We start from the raw sequence: 23392 nt of genomic DNA, 5'->3' as shown, positions 1-23392 counted from the left end.
ACCGGCAACTCGGGCAAAACGGGAAATCCGGTTAGGCTCGGTCCATGAGCTGGCTCCGGGCGCTGAAGGAGACCGCCCGCTCCGGCCTGAAGATCGAGCGGCGGCGCCTCGAACCGCTGATCGCGCTGCGTGGTGCGGCCGGGCTCGCCGTGGTCATCGGGGCGAGCCTCGCGCTCTTCGGACCCGTGGTCGCCGCCAGCTCCGCGTTCGGCGCGTTCCAGGCGGCCATCGCCACCTTCCAGCGCAGCTGGCGCCCCCGACCCGTGCTCGCCCTGGTCTCCGGCGTGAGCCTCGGCCTGACCACCTTCGTGGGCTATGTGGCCGGTCCCCACCTCCCGCTCTTCGTGCTCCTCCTGGTGATCTGGACCTTCCTCGCCGGGCTCGCCTGGGCGGCGGGCCCGACCGGGGGGATCATCGCCGCGTCCAACGTCGCGATCATGCTCGTCACCATCACCCTGCCGACCTCCGTCGCCCAGGCGGCCCTGCACGGCGCGATGATCATGTTCGGCGGGGTCGTCCAGGCCTCGTTGATCGTGCTCTTCCCGGTCCGCAGATGGGGTGCCCAGCGCGACGCGCTCGCCGACGCCCTGGCCGCCGAGGCCGACTACGCGCGGCGGCTGCGCCATGACCCGGTCGCCCACTTCGACCCGGTGCCGCTGATGCTCGCGCGCAGGGCCGCCGCCGTCACCGCGCGCGAGGCCCGCCGCCGCCCGGCCGAACTGCACGGTTCACGCGGCGTCGCCGAGCGCATCAGGCCGGTGCTGGCCTCGCTCGCCGACCCGGCCATGGGCGTTCCGTCCGAGGGCCCCGAGCGCGACCGCGTCCGCGAGCTGCTGGCCGCCGCCGGATCGCTGCTCGACGCGGCGGCGCGGGCGATCCGCAAGGGCGACCCCGTGAAACTGCCCGCGCCGGCCGTCGCCGCGCTGAAGACCCCCGACACCGGGGCCCTGCTCACCGGCCCGCCGCTGCGCGCCGCCGACCGGCTCGCCGCCCTGCTCTCCGACGTGATCGAGGCGGCCGAGGGCGACGGTACGAAGGCGGAGCGGGCCGGGGCGGAGGAGACCGCCGGTGCCATCGGGGGCGGGCGGGGCGGCGCGCTGCCCGCCGAGCACCACCAGCGCCCCAGCCTGCTGCGGCTGGTACCGGTGATCCTGCGGTCGATGCGCCGCGAGATGCACCACGGCTCCCCGATCCTGCGGCACGCCGTCCGGCTCTCCGTCGTCGCCGCGATTGGCTACCTGCTGGGCCGTCTGCTCCCGCTCGGACACGGCTACTGGGCGCCGATGGCGGCCGTGATGGTGATGCGGCCGGAGTTCTCCCAGACGTACTCCCGCGCGGTCGCCCGGTTCGGCGGCACCCTCGTCGGCGTCTTCCTCGCCTCCGCCGTCGTCGAGGTCGCGCACCCGGGCACCGGCCTGTCCGCCGCCTTCGCCGTGATCTGCGCCCTGCTGATGTACCTGCTGATGCGGACCGGCTACGCGGTCGCCCAGGCATGCGTCGGCGGGTACGTCGTCTTCCTGCTCGGCATGGCCGGGGACGACCTCTCCCAGACCGTGTTCGAGCGGGTGCTCCTCACCCTGGCCGGCGGGCTCCTGGCGATGATCTCGTACGCCGTCTACCCGGCCTGGGAGACCCCGCGCCTGCGCACCCGGCTCGGCGACTGGCTGAAGGAGGACGGCCGGTACGCCGCCGCGGTCGTCGACCAGTACGCGGACCCGGCCGAGCGCGGCCACGACGACGTACGGCAGGCCCTGCTCGCCACCCGGGAGGCCCGGATCGCCTGGCAGGAGGCGGTGGCGACCGCCCGGCACGAACCGGTGCGCCACCGGGGCCTCTCGCACGGCGCCGCCGACGCCACCCAGCACGCCCTGGTGCAGCTCGGCCGGGTGGCGATGCTCCTTGAGGCGCACATCCCCAGGAGGGGGGCCGTGTTCGTACCGGGGGCCGCGCCGCTCGCCGAGGCGCTGCGCCGGGCCACCGAGCGGGGCGCGAAGGCGGTACGGGAGCGGCGCGTACCGGACTGGACGCCGGTGCGGGAGGCGCTGGAGCGCTGGGAGGCGGAGTGCCTGGCACGGGAGGAGGCGGCCGGGGCGCCGGCCTCCACCGGGACCGCGCTCGTACGCAACAACGTCGGCCTGCTGCTCGAAACGCTGGAGGACTTCTCCCGGGGGCTGACGTCATGACGCCGCGCGGTCCCCGACGTTCCGCATGCCTACGTCACGGCGTCACGGCCGCACGGCGCCCGCGCGGTTCACGGCGTCGGCAGGTCCGACAGGTCCGGGAGGTTCTTCAGCGAGTCCGCGTCGGTCCTGGCGAGCTTGTCCTCGACCCCGGTGTCCCACGAGACCACCACGGTCTCGCCGTCGTTGGACTCGACGGACCCCTTGGTCCGGGTGGTGTCGCCGTCGGCGCACTTCAGCTCCAGCGCCGGCCTGCCCGGGTCCGAGACGCTGCCCGAGCAGACGTGGGACTCGGCGATGACGACGGCCTTGCCGGCGGTGACGGACAGGACGACCGGCTTGCCGTCCGTCTGGCCCGCCCAGGCGCCCTCCAGCGCCTTCGCGTCGCCCGCCGAGTCCTTGCCGCTGCCGCCGTCCCCTCCGGAGGGCGAGTCGCTCTCCCCGCCCGCCGTCGGGCTCGCCCCGGCCCCGGAGTCCTTGCCCGTGTCGCTCTTGTCACCGTCGCTTCCGCAACCGGTGAGCGCGAACGCGGTCAGCAGACCGGCGGCGAGGACCACGCCGGTACGTGCGATCTTGTGCATGCGGAATTCCCCCTGGAAGACGAATGGCCGTCCGAGCTACCAGTGGGCCGCAAGGAGTGCCGAGGAGTCAACTCCGTGAACCGGGAGCCGGGGAGGCCGTTCGCACGTCTCTGTCGGCAGGAGCTGTAATCGCGGGAACACCCCGCGTGCACGTGCATCTGCCCGTGCATACGCTCATGCACCAAGAATTGAACACAGCTATGATCCGGGTCAGTTGACACTTGCACCTTGCAACTCGGGGAGCGTCCTGTGCACCACGTGTACAACGGCATGGCGGCCACAGAGCTTCGCGGAGTCGTCTGGCAGAAGAGCAGACACAGCAACTCCCAGGGTTCCTGCGTGGAGTTCGCGAAACTGCCCGACGGGGGAGTGGCGATGCGCAATTCGCGCCACCCCGACGGGCCCGCGCTGGTCTACACGCCGGCGGAGATAGAGGCGTTGCTGCTCGGTGTGAAGGACGGTGAGTTCGACCACCTCGTGGGCTGACGCCCCGCGGTGCCGGGCGCGACCGGGGGCCGGACCCCGCTCACCCGCAGCGGGATCCGGCCCTCGGACCGGTGTGCCACGCGGTGCGCCGGCCGGCCGCACCGCCCCGTCACACCGGGTCGGCCAGTCTGAACAGGGCCCAGACCACCTTGCCCCGTGGCGCCGCCGGGCCCGGGGAGCTCTCCACGCTCAGTACGGGCGAGGGGTGCCAGCCCCAGCAGTCGCTGAAGGACTCCACCAGGAACAGTCCCCGGCCCGACTCCGCGGAGTCCGCCGCCTCGGAGGCCACCGGGCTCGCCTGGCTCGGGTCGCGCACCGCGCACACCAGTCGCGAGGTCCAGCGCATCAGGTGCAGCCGTACGGGCGGCTCCTGGGGCTCGCGCGGGGCGTCGGCCGGCAGGGCGTGCCGCAGGGCGTTGGTGACCAGTTCGGAGACGACCAGCGCGACGTCGTCGAAGCGTTCGGTCAGTCCCCAGCCGCCCAGGGTCGCGCGGGTGAAATGCCTGGCCCCGCCGACCGCTTCGTAGCGTGGTGGCAGGGTGCAGGTGGCCGATCCGGAGGCGGCGGAGGGGTCGATGGGGGGAAGCCCCTGCCGTAACGGCTCGAGCATCGTCGATCCATTCGTCCCCATGCGAGGCACTCCCGGGAATCGCGGCTGGACCGGTACTGCGTACCGGCTACAGCGGCACAACACGAACGAGAACGCAGGTGCGCGGCTCCATGGTTCCGAATGCGCACAGCAGATGCAAGGGCAGATGCACGTGCACGCGCCGGACCTGTCCAACCCCGTCCGGTTCTTGCTCATTTCTTCCCGCCGGTGTTTTCGCCCTCTCCTCAAGGTCTTCCCATTTCCGTAATCGAACGAGTACGGGCTGAAGCGTTTTGGTGGCAGAATCCGCCTCTTGGGGTTCAGGGGGAGCCCCGATGCCAGGAAGCGATGGGGAGGGTTGGACCAGTGGCGGCAGGCGAGTCGAGTGGGTCCGTGGTGCGGCGCATCCTGCTGGGCTCTCAGCTCAGGAGACTGCGTGACTCGCGCGGCATCACGCGCGAGGCGGCCGGCTACTCCATCCGGGCCTCCGAATCGAAGATCAGCCGCATGGAGTTGGGACGGGTGAGCTTCAAGGCCAGGGACGTCCAGGATCTGCTCACGCTCTACGGCGTCACGGACGAGGCGGAGCGGGAATCGCTGCTCGCCCTGGCCCGTGAGGCCAATGTGGCGGGCTGGTGGCACAGTTACGGGGACGTACTGCCCGGCTGGTTCCAGACGTACGTCGGTCTGGAGGGGGCGGCCTCGCTCATCAGGGTCTACGAGGTCCAGTTCGTGCACGGGCTGCTGCAGACCGAGGACTACGCCCACGCGGTCGTCTCGCGCGGCATGCGCGGCGCCCCCGCCGCCGAGGTCGAGCGCCGGGTCGCCCTCCGGCTCGAACGGCAGAAGATCCTCGTGTCCGAGCGGGCGCCCCGCTTCCACGCCGTGCTGGACGAGGCGGCGCTGCGCCGCCCGTACGGCGGACGGGAAGTGATGCGGGCGCAATTGCGGCATCTGATCGATATGTCGGAGCAGCCGAACATCACGCTCCAGGTGATGCCCTTCAGTTTCGGCGGGCACTCCGGCGAGAGCGGTTCCTTCACCATGCTGCGATTCCCGGAATCCGATCTGTCGGACATCGTCTATCTGGAGCAGCTGACAAGCGCGCTCTATCTGGACAAGGAGGAAGAAGTCGCCCAGTACGAAAAGGCGATGACGCGGCTCCATGAGGACAGTCCCGGTCCGGAGGAGAGCCGTGACCTGCTCCGGGGTCTTCTCCAACTCTCCTGATATTTCAGTAGGATGGCGATTCCCCAGGAGTCTGCACCTGAGTTAAGGGATCGCATGTCCTTCTTCCGAGAACTGTCCGGCCAGTACATCGACGGTGAATGGCGGACGGGCACCGGCTCCTGGGACATCATCGATTTCAACCCGTACAACGGGGAGAAGCTCGCCGCGATCACCGTCGCCACGGCCGCGGAGGTGGACCTCGCCTACCGTGCCGCCGAGCGCGCGCAGGGGGAGTGGGCGACGGCCGGCCCCCACCGTCGCCGCGACGTCCTGGAGCGCGCGCTGCGGGTCACCGAGCGACTGGCCGGCGAGATCACCGAGACGATCATCGACGAGCTGGGCGGCACCCGCTCCAAGGCCGAGTACGAGCTGGGCCTCACCCGGGAGTTCCTGCGCGAGGCGGCCCGGCAGGCGCTGACCCCGGAGGGACGCATCCTGCCCTCCGCCGCGGACGGCAGGGAGAACCTCCTCTACCGGCTGCCCGTCGGGGTCGTCGGCGTGATCAGCCCCTTCAACTTCCCGCTCCTGGTCACGATGAAGTCGGTCGCCCCGGCCCTCGCTCTCGGCAACGCGGTCGTCGTCAAGGCCAACCAGAACTCCCCCGTCGTCGGCGGCGGGCTGATCGCGAAGATCTTCGAGGACGCCGGGCTGCCGGCCGGCCTGCTCAACGTGGTCGTCACCGACGTCGCCGAGATAGGCGACGCGTTCATCGAGCACCCCGTCCCCCAGGTGATCTCCTTCGCCGGCTCGGACCGGGTGGGCCGCCACGTCGCCGCCACCGCGGGCGCGCTCTTCAAGCGGACCGTCCTCGAACTCAGCGGCAACAGCGCCCTGGTGGTGCTGGAGGACGCCGACATCGACTACGCGGTCGACGCCGCCGTCTTCAGCCGGTTCGTCTACCAGGGCCAGGTCTGCATGGCCGCCAACCGCATCCTGGTGGACCGCCCGGTGGCCGCGGAGTTCACCGAGAAGTTCTGCGCGCGGGTGGCCGCCCTGAAGACCGGCGACCCGCGCGAGCCGGACACCTGCATCGGCCCGGTCATCAACACCTTCCACGCCGAATCGCTGGCCGCCCTGGTCGACCAGGCGATCGCCGAGGGCGCCCGGGCGCCGGTGCGCGGCCGGGTGCGCGGCAACCTCGTCGAGCCGACCGTGCTCACCGGGCTGCCCGACGACTCCCCCCTGCTCCGCCAGGAGATCTTCGGGCCGGTGGCGCTGCTGGTGCCCTTCGACGGCGAGGACGACGCGGTGCGGATCGTCAACGACAGCCCGTACGGGCTCAGCGGCGCCGTGCACACCGCGGACACCGGACGGGGCGTGCGTTTCGCCCGGCGGATCCGCAGCGGGATGTTCCACGTCAACGACTCCACCGTCCACGACGACCCGGGCATCGCCTTCGGCGGTGAGAAGGACTCCGGCCTCGGCCGGATGAACGGGGACGCGGCGGTCGACGCGTTCACCACCCAGAAGTGGATCTCCGTCCAGCACGGCCGCGGCGTCTTCCCCTTCTGACATCGCCGTACGCCCCCGAGGGCACACCCCCCGCTACGCTGGTCGGGTTGACCAGAGAGGTGAGGGCATGTCCGCGATCCGGCTGCTGGTCCTCGGCGCCGTGCGCCAGCACGGCCGGGCCCACGGCTACCAGGTCCGCAACGACCTGGAGTACTGGGGCGCGCACGAGTGGTCCAACGCCAAGCCCGGCTCCGTCTACCACGCGCTGAAGCAGCTCGCGAAGCAGGGCATGCTGCTCGCCCACGAGGTGGCCCCGAGCACCGCCGGCGGCCCGCCGCGCATCGAGTACGAGATCACCGACCGCGGCACCGAGGAGTACCTCGCCCTGCTGCGCGCCGCACTGACCTCGTACGACCAGAAGATGGACGTGCTCTCCGCGGGCATCGGCTTCATCGTCGACCTGGAGCGGTCCGAGGCGGTGGCCCTGCTCCGGAAGCGGCTGGCGCACCTGGCGGCCTGGCGCACCGATGTCACCGACCGCTACACCCCGGGGGCGGCCGGGCACATCGGCGAGATCATGAACATGTGGGTCCACGCGGCGGACGCCGGAGCGGAGTGGACGCGCGGCCTGATCGAGCGGATCGAGGGCGGGGCGTACGTCTTCGCGGGGGAGGGCGCCCCGTTCGTGGGGGTGCTCGCCGAGGGCGAGGAGAACCCGTACGCGACGGAGTAGCGCCCCCCTCAGTGGTGGAACGAGGTCGCCGCGTTCGGGTCCCGGGGCAGGGGGTGCGGCTGGGCGCGCAGTTCGGGCAGCAGGAACCGCAGGTCCTCGAGGAACAGTTCCGCCAGGTCCGAGGAGAAGCCGTTGCGGCACACGATCCGCAGGACCGCCAGGTCCTCCCGATCGGCCGGGAAGGTGTACGCGGGCACCAGCCAGCCCCGCTCGCGCAGCCGCCGTGACACGTCGAAGACGTCGTACGCCGTCACCTCCGGTCCGGTCGTCAGCGCGAAGACGGGCAGCTGGTCGCCCCGGGTGAGCAGCCGGAAGTCGCCCAGCTCCTCGATCTTCGCGGCCAGGCCGGTCGCCACGTCCCGGGCCGCCTGCTGCACGGCCCGGTAGCCCTCGCGGCCCAGCCGCAGGAAGGTGTAGTACTGCGCGACGACCTGGGCTCCGGGCCGGGAGAAGTTCAGCGCGAAGGTGGGCATGTCGCCGCCCAGGTAGTTCACCCGGAAGACCAGCTCATCGGGCAGCTCGGCGGGCGAGCGCCACAGCGCCCAGCCGACGCCCGGGTAGACCAGGCCGTACTTGTGGCCGGAGGTGTTGATGGAGGAGACCCGGGGAAGCCGGAAGTCCCACACCAGGTCCTCGTCGAGGAACGGCGCGACCATGGCCCCGGAGGCCCCGTCGACGTGGACGGGGATGTCGAGGCCGGTGCGCTCCTGGAGCGCGTCCAGGGCCGCGCACAGCTCGGCGACGGGCTCGTAGCTGCCGTCGAAGGTGGAGCCGAGGACGCCGACCACCCCGATGGTGTTCTCGTCGCAGAGGTCGGCGGCGGCCTGCGGGTCGAGGTGGAAGCGGTCGCCCTCCATGGGCACGAGGCGCGGCTCGACCTCCCAGAACGTGCAGAACTTGTCCCAGCAGACCTGCACGTTCACCCCCATCACGAGGTTGGGCTTGGCGGACGCCGGGTAGCGGTCGGCGTTCTTGAGCGCCCAGCGGCGTTTGAGCGCCATCGCGGCGAGCATGCACGCCTCGCTGGACCCGGTCGTCGAACAGCCGACGGCCGCCGAGGGGTCGGGGGCGTGCCAGAGGTCGGCGAGCATCGACACACAGCGCCGTTCCAGTTCGGCGGTGCGCGGGTACTCGTCCTTGTCGATCATGTTCTTGTCGCGGCACTCGGCCATCAGCACCCCGGCCTGGGGTTCCATCCAGGTGGTGACGAAGGTGGCGAGGTTGAGCCGCGAGTTGCCGTCCAGCATCAGTTCGTCGTGGACCAGCCCGTACGCGGTGGAGGGCGGCAGCGGTCCGTCCGGCATCCGGTGCCGGGGCGGCGCCCACTCCATCCCGGCGACCGGGTCGGCCTCGCCGAAGAACGGGTTGAGCGCCCGCCTGCGCTCCTCGGCGGCCGGTTCGCCGTCGTGCGCGGAGCCCCGGTGGAGCGGCATCACGGACCTGCCCTTCTCGGCTCGCGCTCGCGAGACCGGACGAATCCGACGATACGGACCGGGCCCGCGTCCGCCACCCGCTGCTGGGCCGTACGGTTCAGCGCAGCGCCGTACCGTCCTCGCGCAGCTGCATCAGCGGTCGGCCGGTCACGAGCAGCCAGGCGGGCAGCGAGGCGACGCACAGCACCGGCAGCAGGGCCGTGTCGGCGGCCAGCACCGCCGCCGTGAACAGGCTCAGCCAGCCCTGCCGGGTGATGGCCAGCAGGACCCCCAGCACCGCGCACGTCACCGCGAGCGAGACGGGGACCCCGTCGACGAGGGCGTGGGCGCACAGGCCGAGCGCCACGCCCGAGAACACCGCCGGGAAGATCCGGCCGCCCCGGAAGCCGCAGGCCGCCGCGATCACCAGGGCCGCGGTCTTCACCACCGCCATCGTCCCGAACTCGGCAGCCGACCAGCCGTCCGGATCGGCGGCGATCGTCTTGACCTCGTCCAGGCCCTTGAAGAGGGTGAGATGCCCGCCCAGCGCCCCGAGCAGGCCCAGCACCAGACCGCCCAGCGTCAGGGCGAGCACGGGATGCGGCAGGGCCCGGAAGAAGCGGTGCGCCAGGGGGAAGGCGTACACCGCCGCGAGGCCGAGCACCGCTCCGGCGGACGCGATCACGAGGGCGGCGAGCAGGTCGCCCCAGCCCGTGTGGGCGTACGCGGGCAGCGACAGGTCGAAGCTCGGGTGCTCGGCCAGCGACATGGTGAGCGACCCGGCGGCCCCGGCCGTGAGCGGCCCGAACAGCTTGTCCCAGAGCGCGCCGGTGCCGGGCCTGGCGGCCAGCGTCTCGGTGAGGATCAGGGCGGCGGCCACCGGGGTGCCGAAGAGGGCGCCGATGGTGCCGGCGGCGGCGAGCACGAACCACAGCTCACCGGGCGCGCCCGGCACGAGCCGGCGGCCCGCCCAGGCGGCCAGGGCGATGTTGGCGGCGGTGATCGGGTTCTCCGGGCCGAGGCTGACCCCGCCCGCCAGGGCCAGGACGGTGACCAGGAGCAGGCCGGGCACCACGAGCGGGGGCAGCGGCGGGTCGACGAGCCCCAGGGTCGCCGGATCCGGTCCGGCGCGGCCGGGCACGGAGCGGATGACGAGACCGGTCACCAGACCGGTGACGGTGAGCATCACGATCATCCACAGCGAGGAGTACCGCCCGACCGACAGGGCGTCGGGAAGCGTCTCCCACAGCACGTCCTGGAGGCCGTCCGCGAGCAGGCTGACCCCGAGCAGGACCAGGGCCGATGCCACGCCGACGGCCAGGGCGGGCACGATGAGCGCGAGCAGCCGGCGGGCGGGGGCCGGCTGGGCGGCGGCGACGGCGGAATCGGTGGGCACCCGGCACACCCTAGCGAGACAAAAGCCGTACAACCCTTCAAAAGGGGCGGTTCGCGGCGGCCGGTCGAGCCGGGCTTGCACCTCACGTCGCGTCAGGGCCCAGGCTCGGACGCGTACCCACACGGGAAGGAGCGGGAAGCCATGGAGCACTCCGTGGGACAGGTCGCCGGCTTCGCCGGGGTCACGGTGCGCACCCTGCACCACTACGACTCCATCGGCCTGCTCTCGCCGAACGGGCGCAGCCACGCGGGCCACCGGCGCTACAACGACGCCGACCTGGACCGGCTGCAGCAGATCCTGTTCTACCGGGAGCTCGGCTTCCCCCTCGACGAGATCGCGGCCCTGCTCGACGACCCGGGCGCGGACCCGCAGGAGCACCTGCGACGCCAGCACGCGCTGCTGTCGCACCGGATCGCCGAACTCCAGCGGATGGCCGCCGCCGTAGAGACAGCCATGGAGGCACGCAGAATGGGCATCAACCTCACCCCCGAGGAGAAGTTCGAGGTCTTCGGCGACAAGGACCCCGAGAGTCACGCCGAGGAGGCCGAGCGCCGCTGGGGCGGCACCGACACCTACGCCGAGTCGCAGCGCCGGGCCGCCCGCTACACCAAGGAGGACTGGCAGCGGATGAAGGCCGAGGTCGCCTCCTGGGGCGAGCGCTACGACGCGCTGATGGAGGCCGGCGAACCGGCCGACGGCGAGCGCGCCACGGACCTCGCGGAGGAGCACCGGCTCCACATCTGCACCTGGTTCTACGAGTGCACCTACGAGATCCACCGGGGCCTCGGCGAGATGTACGTCACCGATCCGCAGTTCAAGGAGTTCTACGACTCCATGCGGCCGGGCCTCGCCGAGCACCTGCGCGACGCGATCGAGGCCAACGCGCGCCGCCGCTCGTAAGCGGTCACGGAGGCGGGTGGAACCCGGGGCCGCCCCGAGGCGTTGATAGCTTGGGGCGGCCACGCAGCCGCTTATCGACCTCATCCTGGAGCCCGGACCCTTGAATACGCTTGCGCTCGGACCGAGCTGGCTGGACCCGGACCATCTCATCGGTCAGTTCGGCCTGCTCGGCGTGCTGGTCATCGTCTTCGCCGAGTCCGGGCTGCTGATCGGGTTCTTCCTGCCCGGTGACTCCCTGCTGTTCACCACGGGCCTGCTGGTGACGGCGGACAAGCTGCACACCCCGCTGTGGCTGGTCTGCGTCCTGGTCGCGCTGGCGGCGATCATCGGCGACCAGGTGGGATACCTCTTCGGTCGCAAGGTCGGCCCCGCGCTCTTCAGCCGGCCCGACTCGCGCCTCTTCAAGCAGGAGAACGTCGAGAAGGCCCACGAGTTCTTCGAGAAACACGGCCCGAAGTCGCTGATCCTGGCCCGCTTCGTGCCGATCGTGCGCACGTTCACCCCGATCATCGCCGGCGTCAGCCGGATGAACTACCGCTCGTTCCTCGTGTTCAACGTCATCGGCGGCGTCCTGTGGGGCGTCGGGGTGACGCTGCTCGGCGCCGCCCTCGGCAACGTCGAGTTCGTGCACAAGAACATCGAGGCGATCCTCGTCCTGATCGTGCTGGTCTCCGTCGTCCCGATCGCCATCGAGTTCCTGCGCGCCCGGAGCAAGGCCAAGAAGGACGCGGCCTCCGGCGGCGGCGAGGCGCCCCCGCAGGAACCGGCCGCCGGCCGTCGCGGCCGTCACGCCAAGCGCTGAGCGCCGTATCCCCGTGAACCGTGACCCGCGGGCCGTCGCGCGTCCGGCGGCCCGCACGGTCAGAAGCCGCGCGTCCGCTTGGCCGCGCGGCGGCCCGCGCCGCCGACCGCACCCGGCACCCGCATGAACAGCCGGGAGATCTCGCTCCCCAGATTCACCCCGATGGCGATGGCCAGCGCCGTCGCCACCGCCGTCGAGAGCGAGGCGAGCCCCCGGTCCAGCTCGTTCTGCGCCACACCCAGCAGACCGAAGTACGTGGCCGAACCGGGCAGCAGCGGCCCGATCGCCGCCGTGATGAACGGCAGCGACGAGGTGTAGCGGTACCGCGAGAGCAACTGCCCGAACAGTCCCACGAGCCCGGCCGCCGTAGCCGTCGCGGCCACCGCCGAGAGCCCCCCCGTCCGGGACATCGCCCCGAAGATGATCCAGGCCACCCCGCCGTTCAGGGTGACCGCCAGCACCGTCGCCCGCTCCTGCTGGAGCAGGATCGCGAAGGACAGGGTCAGCGTCATCGACGCCAGGATCTGGATCACCGGCCGGTCGTGCGTGATGAACCGCGCCTCCGGGTCCAGCTCCGCGCCCAGCTGGAGGCCCCCGTACAGGGCCAGCAGCACCCCGGTGACGATGGCGATGAAGAAGTACATGACCTCCAGGAGCCGCGCCGAGGCCGTGATGTAGTACCCGGTCAGGCCGTCCTGCACGCCCGCCACCAGCGCCCGCCCCGGCAGCAGCGCGAACAGCCCACCGGTGATCACCGCCGACGGCCGTACGTCCGACCAGTGGGTCAGCGTCAGCGCCACGCCCATCGCGGCGGGCGGCATCGCCGCGATCGCGAACTGGTAGAACTCCGGCAGCCCGCGCCCCGCACACAGCCAGGCGAGCCGGTCACCGAGCATCGCCCCGAGCGCCGCGATCGCGAACACCAGTACACCGCCGCCGACCAGCACCGACGCCGCACCGGCAAGCACACCGGCGGCCAGTGTGAGCACCCAGCCGGGGTACGGGTGCCGGTTGCGCCGGATCTCCGCGAGCCGCCGGTAGGCCTCCTCCAGCGAGACCTCGCCCTCGACCGTGGTGATGTCGTCGATGAGCCGGAAGACCGCCGCCAGACGTGTGTAGTCGGTGCCCCGGCGGCGTACCGTACGGCTCGCCGTCACCGGGTCGTCCACCAGCGACGGCTGGTGCGAGATCGACAGCAGGGTGAACGTCACGGTCGGCTCGCAGCGGTCCAGGCCGTAGCTGCGCGTCACCGCGAACATCGCCGCCTCGACGTCCTCGGCGCCCTCGCCGCCCGCGAGCAGCAGCTCCCCGATGCGCAGCGTCAGGTCGAGCACGCGCGGCACCGCCGGGCCCGCCTCGTCGTGCCGCTGGACCGGCTCCGGCGCCGGGCGCTCGGCGACCGGCATCCGCAGCATCGTGCGCATCCGGTCCTGCCAGGGCGCCTCCTTGGTCAGCCGGACCATCGGGACGCCGTACGCCGGAGTGAACGCCGGCGGGGAGTCCCGGAAGCTGTACGTGCTCGGCGGGGCGAACGCCGAACCGATCGTCTCCGACCCGGAAGCGGAACCCGTACCGGAACCGGAACCGGAGCCTCCGGACGGCGGCTCGGGCGTCACACCGGCCGGAAGAGCGAATTCCGACGTCGGGTGGTCCTCCTCCGGCGGCGCCGCGGGGGGCTCGGTTCCGGCAGGCCGCGAGAAGGCGCTGTGCGCCTCGTCGGACTGGGGCTTCTCGTCATCTGACCCGCCCGGTTCCGCCACCACTCGACCTCGCTCCTCCTCGGCTTCACGTCCTCGGCTGCGCTCCTGCCCAGTATGGCCACGCCCAAGGGAGGTCACGCGAAACGGGCGGCACACCTGTGAAGGTGTACCGCCCGTTTCGTGATCCGCTCGCTCCGCTGCCGGAAGCGGAATGTCAGTGAGCGCCGCCCTGCGCCTCAAGGCGCTTGCGGGAGGCGGTGATCTCGGCCTCGGCCTCGGCGCGGCCGACCCAGTCGGCGCCCTCGACGGACTTGCCCGGCTCCAGGTCCTTGTAGACCTCGAAGAAGTGCTGGATCTCCAGGCGGTCGAACTCCGACACGTGCTGGATGTCCTGCAGGTGCTCCACCCGGGGGTCGGACGCCGGGACGCACAGCAGCTTGTCGTCACCGCCGGCCTCGTCGGTCATCCGGAACATGCCGATCGCACGGCACTTGATGAGGCAGCCCGGGAACGTCGGCTCCTCCAGGATGACCAGCGCGTCCAGCGGGTCGCCGTCCTCGCCGAGGGTGTTCTCGACGAAGCCGTAGTCCGCCGGGTAGCTGGTCGAGGTGAAGAGCCGACGGTCCAGACGAATCCGGCCGGTCTCGTGATCCACCTCGTACTTGTTGCGCGAACCCTTCGGGATCTCGATAACGACGTCGAACTCCACGGGTGGCTCCTCCATGATCAACACATACGACTGGTGGTTAAGTGTCCCTCACGCAGATGTGTGCTCGCGAAAGGGGCTGGTCAACGGTGGCCGAGCCGGTGGAAAGAGCGTCGACCGAACCGCCCGGCAGGCCGGGCGGGAGTCTCGCGGCCCGCCCGGGCGTACCCGGCGGAGCGAACAACTGGCAGGTCATGGCCGTCTCCGCCGTCGCGGGACTGGCCCTCGCGGCCGGCGCCGTTCTCGCCGCAGGCCCCTGGGACTCGGGTCAGCGTAAGGCCGAGCGGGACCGGGCGGCCGCAGCCGAACGCACAGGTGGCGCACATCACGCCGCCGGCGACACCACGGACCCCGCCCCCGCGCCCAGCGCCCCCGCCGTGCTCGCCGCACTGGGCACCGCGGACGCCGCCGCGAAGGACGCCCCGGCCGGCGCCACCCGCGACCTGCGCGCCGTCCTGGACCCGCTGCTGGAGAACGACGCGCTCGGCAGCCGGCGCGCCGCCGTCGTCATCGACACCGCCACCGGCAGGCGGCTCTACGGCAAGGGCGCCGACGCCCCCATGACGCCCGCCTCCACGGTCAAGATCGCCACCACCGTCGCCGCCCTGAGCGCGCTGGGCCCCGCCCACCGCATCCCCACCACCGTCCGCGCCTCCGCCGACCTGCGCACCGTCACCCTGGTCGGCGGCGGCGACCCCACCCTGGACAAGGCCGCCCTGCGCGCCCTGGCCACCGGCACCGCCCGCGCCCTCAAGACGGGCAAGGCCCGCTCCGTACGCCTCCGCTACGACACCTCCGGCTATTCGGGTCCCACGCACCACCCGATCGGCCCCAACGAGAACATCGCGCCGATGAGCGCCCTGATGGTGAACGAGGGCCGACAGGACGACTCCTCCAAGGGCCCCGCCCCGCGCAGCGAGGAGCCGGCCCGTGACGCCGCCCGCGCCTTCGCCGGACTCCTCCACGACGCCGGCGTCCCCACCAAGGGCGCCCCCGTCCCCGGCCGCCCCGCAAGGAAGTCCCGCACCGTCGCCACCCACCTCTCCGCCCCGCTCTCCGGCCTCGTCGAACGGGCGCTGACCAACAGCGACAACGACATCGCCGAGGCCCTGGCCCGGCAGACCGCGATCGCCGCCGGTGAACCCGCCGACTTCAACGGCGGCCGACGGGCCGTCACCGCCCAGCTGAAGAAGCTCCGTCTGCCCCTCAAGGGCGTGAACGTCGCCGACGGCAGCGGGCTCGACCGCAAGGACAGGGCGACCGCCGCCCTGCTGGCCGGTCTTCTCGCCCGGGCGGCCGACCCGGCCCACCCCGAACTGCGGCCCGTCCTCACCGGCCTCCCCGTGGCCGGATTCAGCGGCACGCTCAGCGGCCGCTACACCAGCGAGGACGGCGGCACCGGCTTCATCCGCGCCAAGACCGGCACCCTCACCGGCGTCAACAGCCTCGCCGGAACGGTCGTCGACACCCGGGGACGGCTCCTCTCCTTCGCCTTCCTCGCCTCCGGCACCACCGCCCCCACCGAGGCCCAGGCCGCCCTCGACGAACTCGCCACCGCTCTCGCGGCCGGCAGACGATGACCCCGTCAACACCTCACCGCATCAAGGGCCGAGCACGTACGGTTGACGCATGACGAGCATCGGTGGTGCAGGGATGGTCGACTGGAACCTCGCGGTCGCGACCGCGACCCGGCTTGTGCGGCCGGGCCCCGAGATCAGCCGCGAGGAGGCCCGCGAGGTCGTCGCGGAGCTGCGCAGGCACGCGAAGGCCGCGGAGGAGCACGTCCGTTCCTTCACCCGGATGATCCCCGGGGGAACCGAACCCGAGGACACCCCCGTCCTGGTCGTCGACCGGACGGGCTGGATCAAGGCCAACGTCGCGGGCTTCCGCGAACTGCTGCGCCCCCTCCTGGAGAAGATGGAGGAACGGCGCAGCGGCGGCGCGGGCGGCGCCGTGCTCGGCGCGGTCGGCTCCAAGGTGACCGGTGTCGAGGTCGGCATGCTGCTGTCCTTCCTCGCCTCCCGCGTCCTCGGCCAGTACGAGACCTTCGCCCCCGCCACCCGCGAACTCCCCGCCTCCGCGGCCGGCGGCGGCAGACTCCTGCTCGTCGCGCCGAACGTCGTCCACGTCGAGCGCGAGCTGGAGGTGGACCCGCACGACTTCCGGCTCTGGGTCGCCCTCCACGAGGAGACCCACCGCACCCAGTTCACCGCGGTGCCCTGGCTCCGCGACCACCTCCAGGGCGAGATCCAGTCCTTCCTGGACGAGACCGACGTCGACCCGATGACGTTCCTGGAGCGGCTGCGCGAGGCCGTCCAGTCCCTCACCGGCGGCCGGCCCGAGGGCGAGGACGGCGAGGACGGCGGCCGCAGTCTCGTCGAGCTCGTCCAGACCCCCGCCCAGCGCGAGATCCTCGGCCGGCTCACCGCCGTCATGTCCCTCCTGGAAGGACACGCCGACTACGTCATGGACGGCGTCGGCCCCGAGGTCGTCTCCTCCGTCGCCGAGATCCGCGAGAAGTTCCAGCAGCGCCGCGCCCGCGGCGCCGGCCGCCTCGACCAGGCGCTGCGCAAACTGCTCGGCCTCGACGCCAAGCTGCGCCAGTACCGGGACGGCGAACGGTTCGTGCGCGCCGTCGTCGACGAGGTCGGCATGGACGGCTTCAACCGCGTGTGGACCTCGCCCAACACCCTCCCGACCAAGGCCGAGATCGCCCGGCCCGGGGACTGGATCGCGAGGGTGCACCGTAAGGCAGAGTCGTGATCACGGCCCGAGGGCCGAAGGCAACGCGCCGGTAATCACCCATCCGAGGGACCGTGAGGGCATGGGAAGGCGTGCAATGCTCGATGAACGGGATTGCTCTGTCACCATCGACGCACTCTGAGTGACGGCACTCCTTTCCGTCCCGGCACTCCGAGCCACCCCTGAAGAACTTCACGAAGGGCACCGGACATGGGTCCCCATCCTGCGGTCGCGGCGATACGCCTGGCGGTCCGCCGCGTACTCCACGACGTCATCGACGAATACGCCGAACAGACCGAACGCGCCGGCCACGCCGCCCCGCACCCCGAGCTCGCACAGGCCGGAGCGGGCAGCCGCCACGGCGCACTCCCCGACCGCCCCGACACCCCTCTGGTGCTCGTGGCCTGCTCCGGCGGTGCCGACTCCATGGCGCTCGCCTCCGCCCTCGCCTTCGAGGCCCGCAAACTTCCCGTCCGGGCCGGCGGCATCACCGTCGACCACGGCCTCCAGGACGGCTCCGACACCCGCGCCTCCGAGGTCGCGGCCCGGCTCGCCGCCATGGACCTCGGCCCGGTCGAGGCCGTCGCCGTCCGCGTCGGCCGCGAGGGAGGCCCCGAGGCCGCCGCCCGTGACGCCCGCTACGCCGCCCTCGACGCCGCCGCCGAACGCCACGGCGCCGCCGCCGTCCTGCTCGGCCACACCCGCGACGACCAGGCCGAGACCGTCCTGCTGGGCCTCGCCCGCGGCTCCGGCATCCGGTCCCTGTCCGGCATGGCCGCCGCCTCGGGACCGGCCCGCCGCTACCGTCGTCCCTTCCTCCAGCTCGACCGGCAGACCGCCCGCACCGCATGTCTCGCCCAGTCCCTGCCCGTCTGGGACGACCCCCACAACATCGACCCCGCCTACACCCGCTCCCGGCTCCGCCACGAGGGCCTGCCCGCGCTGGAGAAGGCCCTCGGCAAGGGCGTCGTCGAAGCCCTCGCCCGTACGGCGCAGCTCTCCCGCGACGACGCCGACGCCCTGGACACCTGGGCCGCCGAGGCCGACCGCGACGTGCGCGACGACGCGGGCCGGCTGGAGTGCGCCAAGCTGTACGCGCTGCCGCCCGCCGTGCGGCGCCGGGTGCTGCGCCGGGCCGCCATAGAGGCGGGGTCCCCGGCCGGCTCGCTCTTCGCCCGGCACATCGAGGAAGTGGACCGCCTCGTCACCGGCTGGCGCGGCCAGCAGGCCATCAACCTCCCCGGCCGCGTCGAAGCCCTGCGCCAGGGTGGCAGACTGGTCATCCGGCAGAGCTGACGCACGAGCGGCTGACATGCAGGGCGAGCGGCCGTGCGGGTCCGGGGCTCCACCCCGGACCCGGCAGGCAAGGAAAGAGACGCGGGTGAACGAGAAGGACATGGGCACCGACCTCCAGTCGGTGCTCCTCACCAAGGAAGAGATCGACGCGAAGCTGGTCGAGCTGGCCGCGAAGATCGACGCGGAGTACGCCGGCAGGGACCTGCTCCTCGTCGGGGTCCTCAAGGGTGCGGTCATGGTCATGGCGGACCTGGCGCGCGCGCTGTCCACCCCCGTCACCATGGACTGGATGGCCGTCTCCTCGTACGGCGCGGGCACCCAGTCCTCCGGTGTCGTCCGCATCCTCAAGGACCTGGACACCGACATCAAGGGCAAGCACGTCCTGATCGTCGAGGACATCATCGACTCCGGCCTGACGCTGTCCTGGCTGATGTCGAACCTGGGCTCGCGCGAGCCCGCCTCGCTGGAGATCTGCACCCTGCTGCGCAAGCCGGACGCGGCCAAGGTCGCGCTCGACTGCAAGTGGGTCGGCTTCGACATCCCCAACGAGTTCGTCGTCGGCTACGGGCTGGACTACGCGGAGAAGTACCGCAACCTCCCCTTCGTCGGCACCCTCGCCCCGCACGTATACGGAGGCTGAGGGATCGCGGTCCCGCCGCCGGGGGCGCCGGGAACCCTCGCGGGTTTCCCGCCGTTGAGCCTTCGAAGGCGGGATTGCCGGACGTCCGAGGCGGACGCCGGAGACCATGCTGGGGTACCGTCCGAAGAACAGTCTTTACTCACAGCAGCATTTACCTACGGGCAGGAGGGACGGGGCGACTTCGCTCCGTATGGATGGACGTGAAGCGATACTTCCGTGGGCCGGTCATGTGGATCGTGCTGGCCGTCCTCGCCGTGGTCGTGTTGATGAATGTCGTCGGCTCGGGCGGCGGCTACAAGACGGTGGACACCGGCAAGGTGATCCAGGCGATCAGCAAGAACCAGGTGGACGAGGCCAAGCTCACCACCGGTGACGATCAAATCCTCAAGATTGAGCTGAAGGACGGCCAGAAGCTGGCCGGCGAGTCCGGCAGCAAGTTCCAGGCGAGCTACATCGGCAACCAGGGCGTCCAGCTCGCCGACATGCTCCAGAAGAAGTTCGAGAGCGGTGACATCAAGAACGGCTACACCGTCTCGCCCTCGAAGCAGTCCCCGTTCGTCTCGATCCTGTTCTCGCTGCTGCCGTTCGTCCTCATCGTGGTCGTCTTCCTGTTCCTGATGAACCAGATGCAGGGCGGCGGCTCCAAGGTCATGCAGTTCGGCAAGTCCAAGGCCAAGCTGATCACCAAGGACACCCCGAAGACGACGTTCGCCGACGTGGCGGGCTCGGACGAGGCGGTCGAGGAGCTCCACGAGATCAAGGAGTTCCTCCAGGAGCCGGCGAAGTTCCAGGCCGTCGGCGCCAAGATCCCCAAGGGTGTCCTGCTGTACGGGCCCCCCGGTACGGGCAAGACCCTGCTCGCGCGTGCCGTCGCGGGCGAGGCGGGCGTCCCGTTCTACTCAATCTCCGGTTCCGACTTCGTCGAGATGTTCGTCGGTGTCGGTGCCTCCCGGGTCCGCGACCTCTTCGAGCAGGCCAAGGCGAACGCCCCGGCGATCGTCTTCGTCGACGAGATCGACGCCGTCGGCCGCCACCGCGGCGCCGGTATGGGCGGCGGTCACGACGAGCGCGAGCAGACGCTGAACCAGCTGCTCGTGGAGATGGACGGCTTCGACGTGAAGGGCGGCGTCATCCTGATCGCCGCCACGAACCGCCCGGACATCCTCGACCCGGCGCTGCTGCGCCCGGGCCGCTTCGACCGGCAGATCGCGGTCGACCGCCCGGACATGCAGGGCCGTCTGGAGATCCTGAAGGTCCACCAGAAGGGCAAGCCGGTCGCCCCGGACGTCGACCTCGGCGCCGTCGCCCGCCGCACGCCCGGCTTCACCGGTGCCGACCTGTCGAACGTGCTGAACGAGGCCGCGCTCCTGACGGCGCGCGGCAACCAGAAGCTCATCGACAACGCCACGCTGGACGAGGCCATCGACCGTGTCGTGGCGGGCCCGCAGAAGCGGACCCGGATCATGTCCGAGAAGGAGAAGAAGATCACCGCGTACCACGAGGGCGGACACGCCCTGGTCGCGGCGGCCTCTCCCCAGTCGGACCCGGTCCACAAGATCACGATCCTCTCCCGCGGCCGCGCCCTCGGTTACACGATGGTGCTCCCGGAGGAGGACAAGTACTCCACGACGCGCAACGAGATGCTCGACCAGCTGGCGTACATGCTGGGCGGGCGCGCGGCCGAGGAGCTGGTCTTCCACGACCCGACGACCGGCGCCGCGAACGACATCGAGAAGGCCACGGCGACGGCACGCGCGATGGTCACGCAGTACGGCATGACGGAGCGGCTCGGCGCGATCAAGTTCGGCGGCGACAACACCGAACCCTTCGTGGGCCGCGAGATGGGCCACCAGCGCGACTACTCGGAAGAGGTCGCCGCGCTGGTCGACGAAGAGGTCAAGAAGCTCATCGAGACCGCCCACAACGACGCGTGGGAGATCCTCGTCGAGAACCGCGACGTGCTGGACACCCTGGTCCTCCGCCTCCTGGAGAAGGAGACCCTGGGCAAGGAGGAGATCGCCGAGATCTTCGCCCCGATCGTCAAGCGCCCGGCCCGCCCCGCGTGGACCGGCTCCGCCCGGCGTACCCCGTCCACCCGTCCCCCGGTCCTCTCTCCGAAGGAGCTCGCTCTCACCAACGGCGCGAGCACGGCGGCCGGCTCGGTCACGGACACCGTCCCGACCACCGAGACGCTTCCCGAGGAGCGCCCCGAGAGCTAGTCGCCGACCCGGTGTGGCCCCTGTCACGGGGCTTCCACCGGGCCCGGAATGGATGCCGCGTCCCCCAGGTTCTAGCCTGTTGGGGGCGCGGCATTTTCGTACACCTGCGCGGATTTCCCGTAGTGACAGCTCAAGGAACGAGGCACACATGACCGACCCGGTGACGCTGGACCCCCGGGGCCCGATCGGCGAGTTCGACGAAAAGCGTGCCGAAGCCGCAGTCCGAGAGCTGCTCCTCGCCGTGGGAGAGGACCCCGACCGCGAGGGCCTGAAGGAGACGCCGGCCCGGGTGGCGCGGGCGTACAAGGAGATCCTGGCTGGTCTGCGTCAGGAGCCCGAGGACGTTCTGACGACGACTTTCGACCTGGGGCACGACGAGATGGTCCTGGTGAAGGACATCGAGATCGTGAGCCTCTGCGAACACCACCTGCTTCCGTTCCACGGGGTGGCGCACGTCGGGTACATCCCTGCGGAGAGCGGCAAGATCACGGGGCTGTCCAAGCTGGCGCGTTTGGTCGAAGTCTTCGCCCGGCGACCGCAGGTACAGGAGCGGCTGACCACGCAGGTCGCGGATTCGCTGATGCGGATCCTGGAGGCGCGCGGTGCGATCGTCGTCGTCGAGGCGGAGCACATGTGTATGTCCGTGCGCGGCATCCGGAAGCCGGGCGCCAAGACCCTGACGTCCGCGGTCCGCGGACAGCTCCGCGACCCCGCGACGCGCGCCGAGGCCATGAGCCTCATCATGGCCCGCTGACCGAGCCTCCGAGCCGGACCCGGCGGCGTCGGCCTAAGCCGCCGCCGCGTCCGGTTTGCTGTCGTCCTTGTCGTCCGGGAGCTTGCAGACGTGTTCCAGGAACAGGGCGGCGGCGATGACCGCGATGCCGGCCAGGACCGCGAAGGCGGCGTAGATGGCCTGGTCGCGGCGGGGCGGGATGTCGAGGGAGCCGAGCAGGAAGACGGCCGTGCCGCCGTACATGCCGGACACCAGGGCGACGACGAGGGCGCTCGCCTGGGCGAAGACCAGGGCACGCGCGGCCATCAGGGGTTCGACACCCTTCGCGCCCGGCCGGCGTTCGCGCTGGGCGCGAAGGCGGGCGCGGATGGACAGGGCGGTGGCCAGCAGGACGACGGCGATCGCCGCGAGCACGATGGGCGCGAACAGCGGGACGCTCGGCAGGGTGCCCAGGGAGTCCCAGAGGCGGGCGCCGCCCCAGGACAGGACCCCGGCGGCGGCGAAGAGGCCGGCCAGGACTCCGAGCCGTAGTTGCTTCACCGGGTGAGCCGCCCTTCGCCGCCTGTGGTCCGTGGTGCTGTGTGCTGTGAGCCTAACGACTACTCGGGCAGCCGGAGTTCCAGGTCGGCCCGGGGGAGCACCCCGGCACGCCCGACACCGGCCAGCAGCTCCGCGACCGGGCCGGCGCCGGGCAGCTGGGCGTCGGGGTCCACGTCGTGCCACGGGGCGAGGACGAAGGCGCGCTCACGGGCCCGGGGGTGGGGGAGGGTGAGCACGGGGTCGTCCGAGACGACGTCGGCGTAGGAGACGATGTCGACGTCGATGGTGCGGGGCCCCCAGCGCTCCTCGCGGACCCGTTCGAAGGCTTCCTCGATGGCCTGGCCGCGTTCCAGGAGGGAGGACGGGGGCAGCGTCGTCTTCACGACGACCACCGCGTTGAAGTACGACGGCTGGGAGCCGGGGGCGACGCCCCAGGGCTCCGTCTCGTACACCGGGGAGACCGCCTTGACCCGGAGGCCGGGCGTGTCCTCCAGGGCGTCGATGGCGCCCTGGAGGGTCTCCAGGCGGTTGCCCAGGTTGGCGCCGAGCGAGAGCACGGCGAGTTTGGGGTTGGAAAGGGTGATGTCCGCCGCGTCCACCTGCTCGACCACGGAGGCGGGCACCGGCTGTACGGTCGGGTCGCTCTGCCCTTCGGTGGAAAATGCAGTCATGCTCGGCTCCGGGTGATGGTGATGGTGACGTCGTCGAAGGGGACGGTGATGGGCGCGTCCGGCTTGTGCACCACGACCTCCACCTCCTCGACGCCGTCGTGCTTGAGGCACTTCTGGGCGATGCGCTCCGCGAGCGTCTCGATCAGGTCGACCGGCTCGCCCTGGACCACTCCGACGACCTCTTCCGCGACCACGCCGTAGTGCACGGTCTTCGTCAGGTCGTCGGCGGCTGCCGCGGGGCGGGTGTCGAGGCCGAGCACCAGGTCCACGATGAACGTCTGTCCCTCTTCCCGTTCCCGGGGGAAGACGCCATGGTGCCCACGGGCCTTGAGGCCGCGCAGCGCGACACGATCCACGCGAATCACTCCTGCTGTCGTTGGTCGT

22 protein-coding genes are annotated in these 23392 nt (G+C 71.5%); 13 read left to right on the top strand and 9 right to left on the bottom strand.

What is annotated here, in order from left to right:
• Nucleotides 1–44: 44 nt before the first annotated feature.
• Nucleotides 45–2183 (top strand): FUSC family protein, encoded by a 2139-nt coding sequence (locus tag ABZ564_RS08320; RefSeq protein WP_360851520.1) that lies wholly within the window; start codon nt 45–47, stop codon nt 2181–2183.
• Nucleotides 2184–2251: 68 nt separating this feature from the next.
• Here ABZ564_RS08320 and ABZ564_RS08315 read toward each other — a convergent pair whose 3' ends face one another.
• Complete coding sequence (locus ABZ564_RS08315) at nt 2252–2761, bottom strand: hypothetical protein (protein ID WP_360851517.1); 510 nt, start codon at nt 2759–2761, stop codon at nt 2252–2254.
• Nucleotides 2762–3010: 249 nt separating this feature from the next.
• On the opposite strand from ABZ564_RS08315, the gene ABZ564_RS08310 reads away from it, so the two are divergent.
• Nucleotides 3011–3247 (top strand): DUF397 domain-containing protein, encoded by a 237-nt coding sequence (locus tag ABZ564_RS08310; RefSeq protein WP_111330080.1) that lies wholly within the window; start codon nt 3011–3013, stop codon nt 3245–3247.
• 109 nt (nt 3248–3356) lie between these two features.
• Here the strand turns inward: ABZ564_RS08310 and ABZ564_RS08305 are convergent, their stop codons facing one another.
• Complete coding sequence (locus ABZ564_RS08305; protein ID WP_360851513.1) at nt 3357–3857, bottom strand: ATP-binding protein; 501 nt, start codon at nt 3855–3857, stop codon at nt 3357–3359.
• A gap of 327 nt (nt 3858–4184) precedes the next feature.
• Between ABZ564_RS08305 and ABZ564_RS08300 the strand changes: the two genes are divergently transcribed.
• From ABZ564_RS08300 to ABZ564_RS08290, 3 genes are all read left to right on the top strand, one after another.
• Nucleotides 4185–5066, top strand: a complete 882-nt coding sequence (locus ABZ564_RS08300) for a helix-turn-helix transcriptional regulator (protein WP_360851510.1) — start codon at nt 4185–4187, stop codon at nt 5064–5066.
• A gap of 54 nt (nt 5067–5120) precedes the next feature.
• Nucleotides 5121–6578 carry an aldehyde dehydrogenase family protein gene (locus ABZ564_RS08295; protein ID WP_360851507.1) on the top strand — a complete coding sequence of 486 codons (1458 nt, stop codon included), beginning with the start codon at nt 5121–5123 and terminating at the stop codon, nt 6576–6578.
• A 67-nt stretch (nt 6579–6645) separates the two neighbouring features.
• On the top strand, nt 6646–7251 hold the full coding sequence (locus ABZ564_RS08290; protein ID WP_360851504.1) for a PadR family transcriptional regulator: 606 nt from the start codon (nt 6646–6648) through the stop codon (nt 7249–7251).
• An 8-nt stretch (nt 7252–7259) separates the two neighbouring features.
• Here ABZ564_RS08290 and ABZ564_RS08285 read toward each other — a convergent pair whose 3' ends face one another.
• Both ABZ564_RS08285 and ABZ564_RS08280 read right to left on the bottom strand, forming a co-directional pair.
• Complete coding sequence (locus ABZ564_RS08285; protein ID WP_360851501.1) at nt 7260–8684, bottom strand: glutamate decarboxylase; 1425 nt, start codon at nt 8682–8684, stop codon at nt 7260–7262.
• Between the two features lie 97 nt (nt 8685–8781).
• Nucleotides 8782–10059 (bottom strand): ion channel protein, encoded by a 1278-nt coding sequence (locus ABZ564_RS08280; protein ID WP_360851498.1) that lies wholly within the window; start codon nt 10057–10059, stop codon nt 8782–8784.
• A 141-nt stretch (nt 10060–10200) separates the two neighbouring features.
• Here ABZ564_RS08280 and ABZ564_RS08275 point away from each other — a divergent pair, with 141 nt between their 5' ends.
• Both ABZ564_RS08275 and ABZ564_RS08270 read left to right on the top strand, forming a co-directional pair.
• Nucleotides 10201–10959, top strand: coding sequence for a MerR family transcriptional regulator (locus ABZ564_RS08275; protein WP_360851495.1), 759 nt, complete (start codon nt 10201–10203; stop codon nt 10957–10959).
• Between the two features lie 100 nt (nt 10960–11059).
• Nucleotides 11060–11761 (top strand): VTT domain-containing protein, encoded by a 702-nt coding sequence (locus ABZ564_RS08270; protein ID WP_360851493.1) that lies wholly within the window; start codon nt 11060–11062, stop codon nt 11759–11761.
• A gap of 59 nt (nt 11762–11820) precedes the next feature.
• On the opposite strand, the gene ABZ564_RS08265 is transcribed toward ABZ564_RS08270, so the two are convergent.
• Together ABZ564_RS08265 and ABZ564_RS08260 are read right to left on the bottom strand one after the other, a co-directional pair.
• On the bottom strand, nt 11821–13524 hold the full coding sequence (locus ABZ564_RS08265) for a threonine/serine exporter family protein (protein WP_360851491.1): 1704 nt from the start codon (nt 13522–13524) through the stop codon (nt 11821–11823).
• A 151-nt stretch (nt 13525–13675) separates the two neighbouring features.
• Nucleotides 13676–14170 (bottom strand): inorganic diphosphatase, encoded by a 495-nt coding sequence (locus ABZ564_RS08260; protein ID WP_360851488.1) that lies wholly within the window; start codon nt 14168–14170, stop codon nt 13676–13678.
• Nucleotides 14171–14256: 86 nt separating this feature from the next.
• Here ABZ564_RS08260 and dacB point away from each other — a divergent pair, with 86 nt between their 5' ends.
• The 6 genes from dacB to folE all read left to right on the top strand — a co-directional run bounded on the left by dacB (nt 14257) and on the right by folE (nt 21818).
• On the top strand, nt 14257–15747 hold the full coding sequence (gene dacB, locus ABZ564_RS08255; protein WP_360851485.1) for a D-alanyl-D-alanine carboxypeptidase/D-alanyl-D-alanine-endopeptidase: 1491 nt from the start codon (nt 14257–14259) through the stop codon (nt 15745–15747).
• 49 nt (nt 15748–15796) lie between these two features.
• Complete coding sequence (locus ABZ564_RS08250; protein WP_360851482.1) at nt 15797–16930, top strand: zinc-dependent metalloprotease; 1134 nt, start codon at nt 15797–15799, stop codon at nt 16928–16930.
• Nucleotides 16931–17119: 189 nt separating this feature from the next.
• A complete protein-coding gene (gene tilS / locus ABZ564_RS08245) occupies nt 17120–18205 on the top strand; it encodes a tRNA lysidine(34) synthetase TilS (RefSeq protein WP_360851479.1) in 1086 nt (361 codons plus the stop codon).
• A 100-nt stretch (nt 18206–18305) separates the two neighbouring features.
• On the top strand, nt 18306–18845 hold the full coding sequence (hpt, locus tag ABZ564_RS08240; protein ID WP_123462079.1) for a hypoxanthine phosphoribosyltransferase: 540 nt from the start codon (nt 18306–18308) through the stop codon (nt 18843–18845).
• Nucleotides 18846–19039: 194 nt separating this feature from the next.
• Nucleotides 19040–21064 (top strand): ATP-dependent zinc metalloprotease FtsH, encoded by a 2025-nt coding sequence (ftsH, locus tag ABZ564_RS08235; protein ID WP_360851476.1) that lies wholly within the window; start codon nt 19040–19042, stop codon nt 21062–21064.
• 148 nt (nt 21065–21212) lie between these two features.
• Nucleotides 21213–21818 (top strand): GTP cyclohydrolase I FolE, encoded by a 606-nt coding sequence (gene folE, locus ABZ564_RS08230; protein WP_360851473.1) that lies wholly within the window; start codon nt 21213–21215, stop codon nt 21816–21818.
• Between the two features lie 33 nt (nt 21819–21851).
• Here the strand turns inward: folE and ABZ564_RS08225 are convergent, their stop codons facing one another.
• Genes ABZ564_RS08225 through folB form a run of 3 tightly spaced genes read right to left on the bottom strand, consistent with a single transcriptional unit; the run spans nt 21852 to nt 23364 of the window.
• Entirely contained in the window at nt 21852–22337 is a 486-nt protein-coding gene (locus ABZ564_RS08225; protein ID WP_360851470.1) for a DUF3180 domain-containing protein, read from the bottom strand.
• 59 nt (nt 22338–22396) lie between these two features.
• On the bottom strand, nt 22397–23008 hold the full coding sequence (gene folK, locus ABZ564_RS08220) for a 2-amino-4-hydroxy-6-hydroxymethyldihydropteridine diphosphokinase (RefSeq protein WP_360851467.1): 612 nt from the start codon (nt 23006–23008) through the stop codon (nt 22397–22399).
• Nucleotides 23005–23364, bottom strand: a complete 360-nt coding sequence (folB, locus tag ABZ564_RS08215; protein ID WP_360851464.1) for a dihydroneopterin aldolase — start codon at nt 23362–23364, stop codon at nt 23005–23007. Before folB ends, folK begins: the two co-directional genes overlap by 4 nt.
• Nucleotides 23365–23392 lie beyond the last annotated feature (28 nt).

The organism is Streptomyces sp. NPDC019224 (genome assembly GCF_040632605.1).
GTDB lineage: Bacteria > Actinomycetota > Actinomycetes > Streptomycetales > Streptomycetaceae > Streptomyces.
Note: the sequence above shows the minus strand (reverse complement) of the source record. Positions and strands in the feature narration are given on the sequence as shown.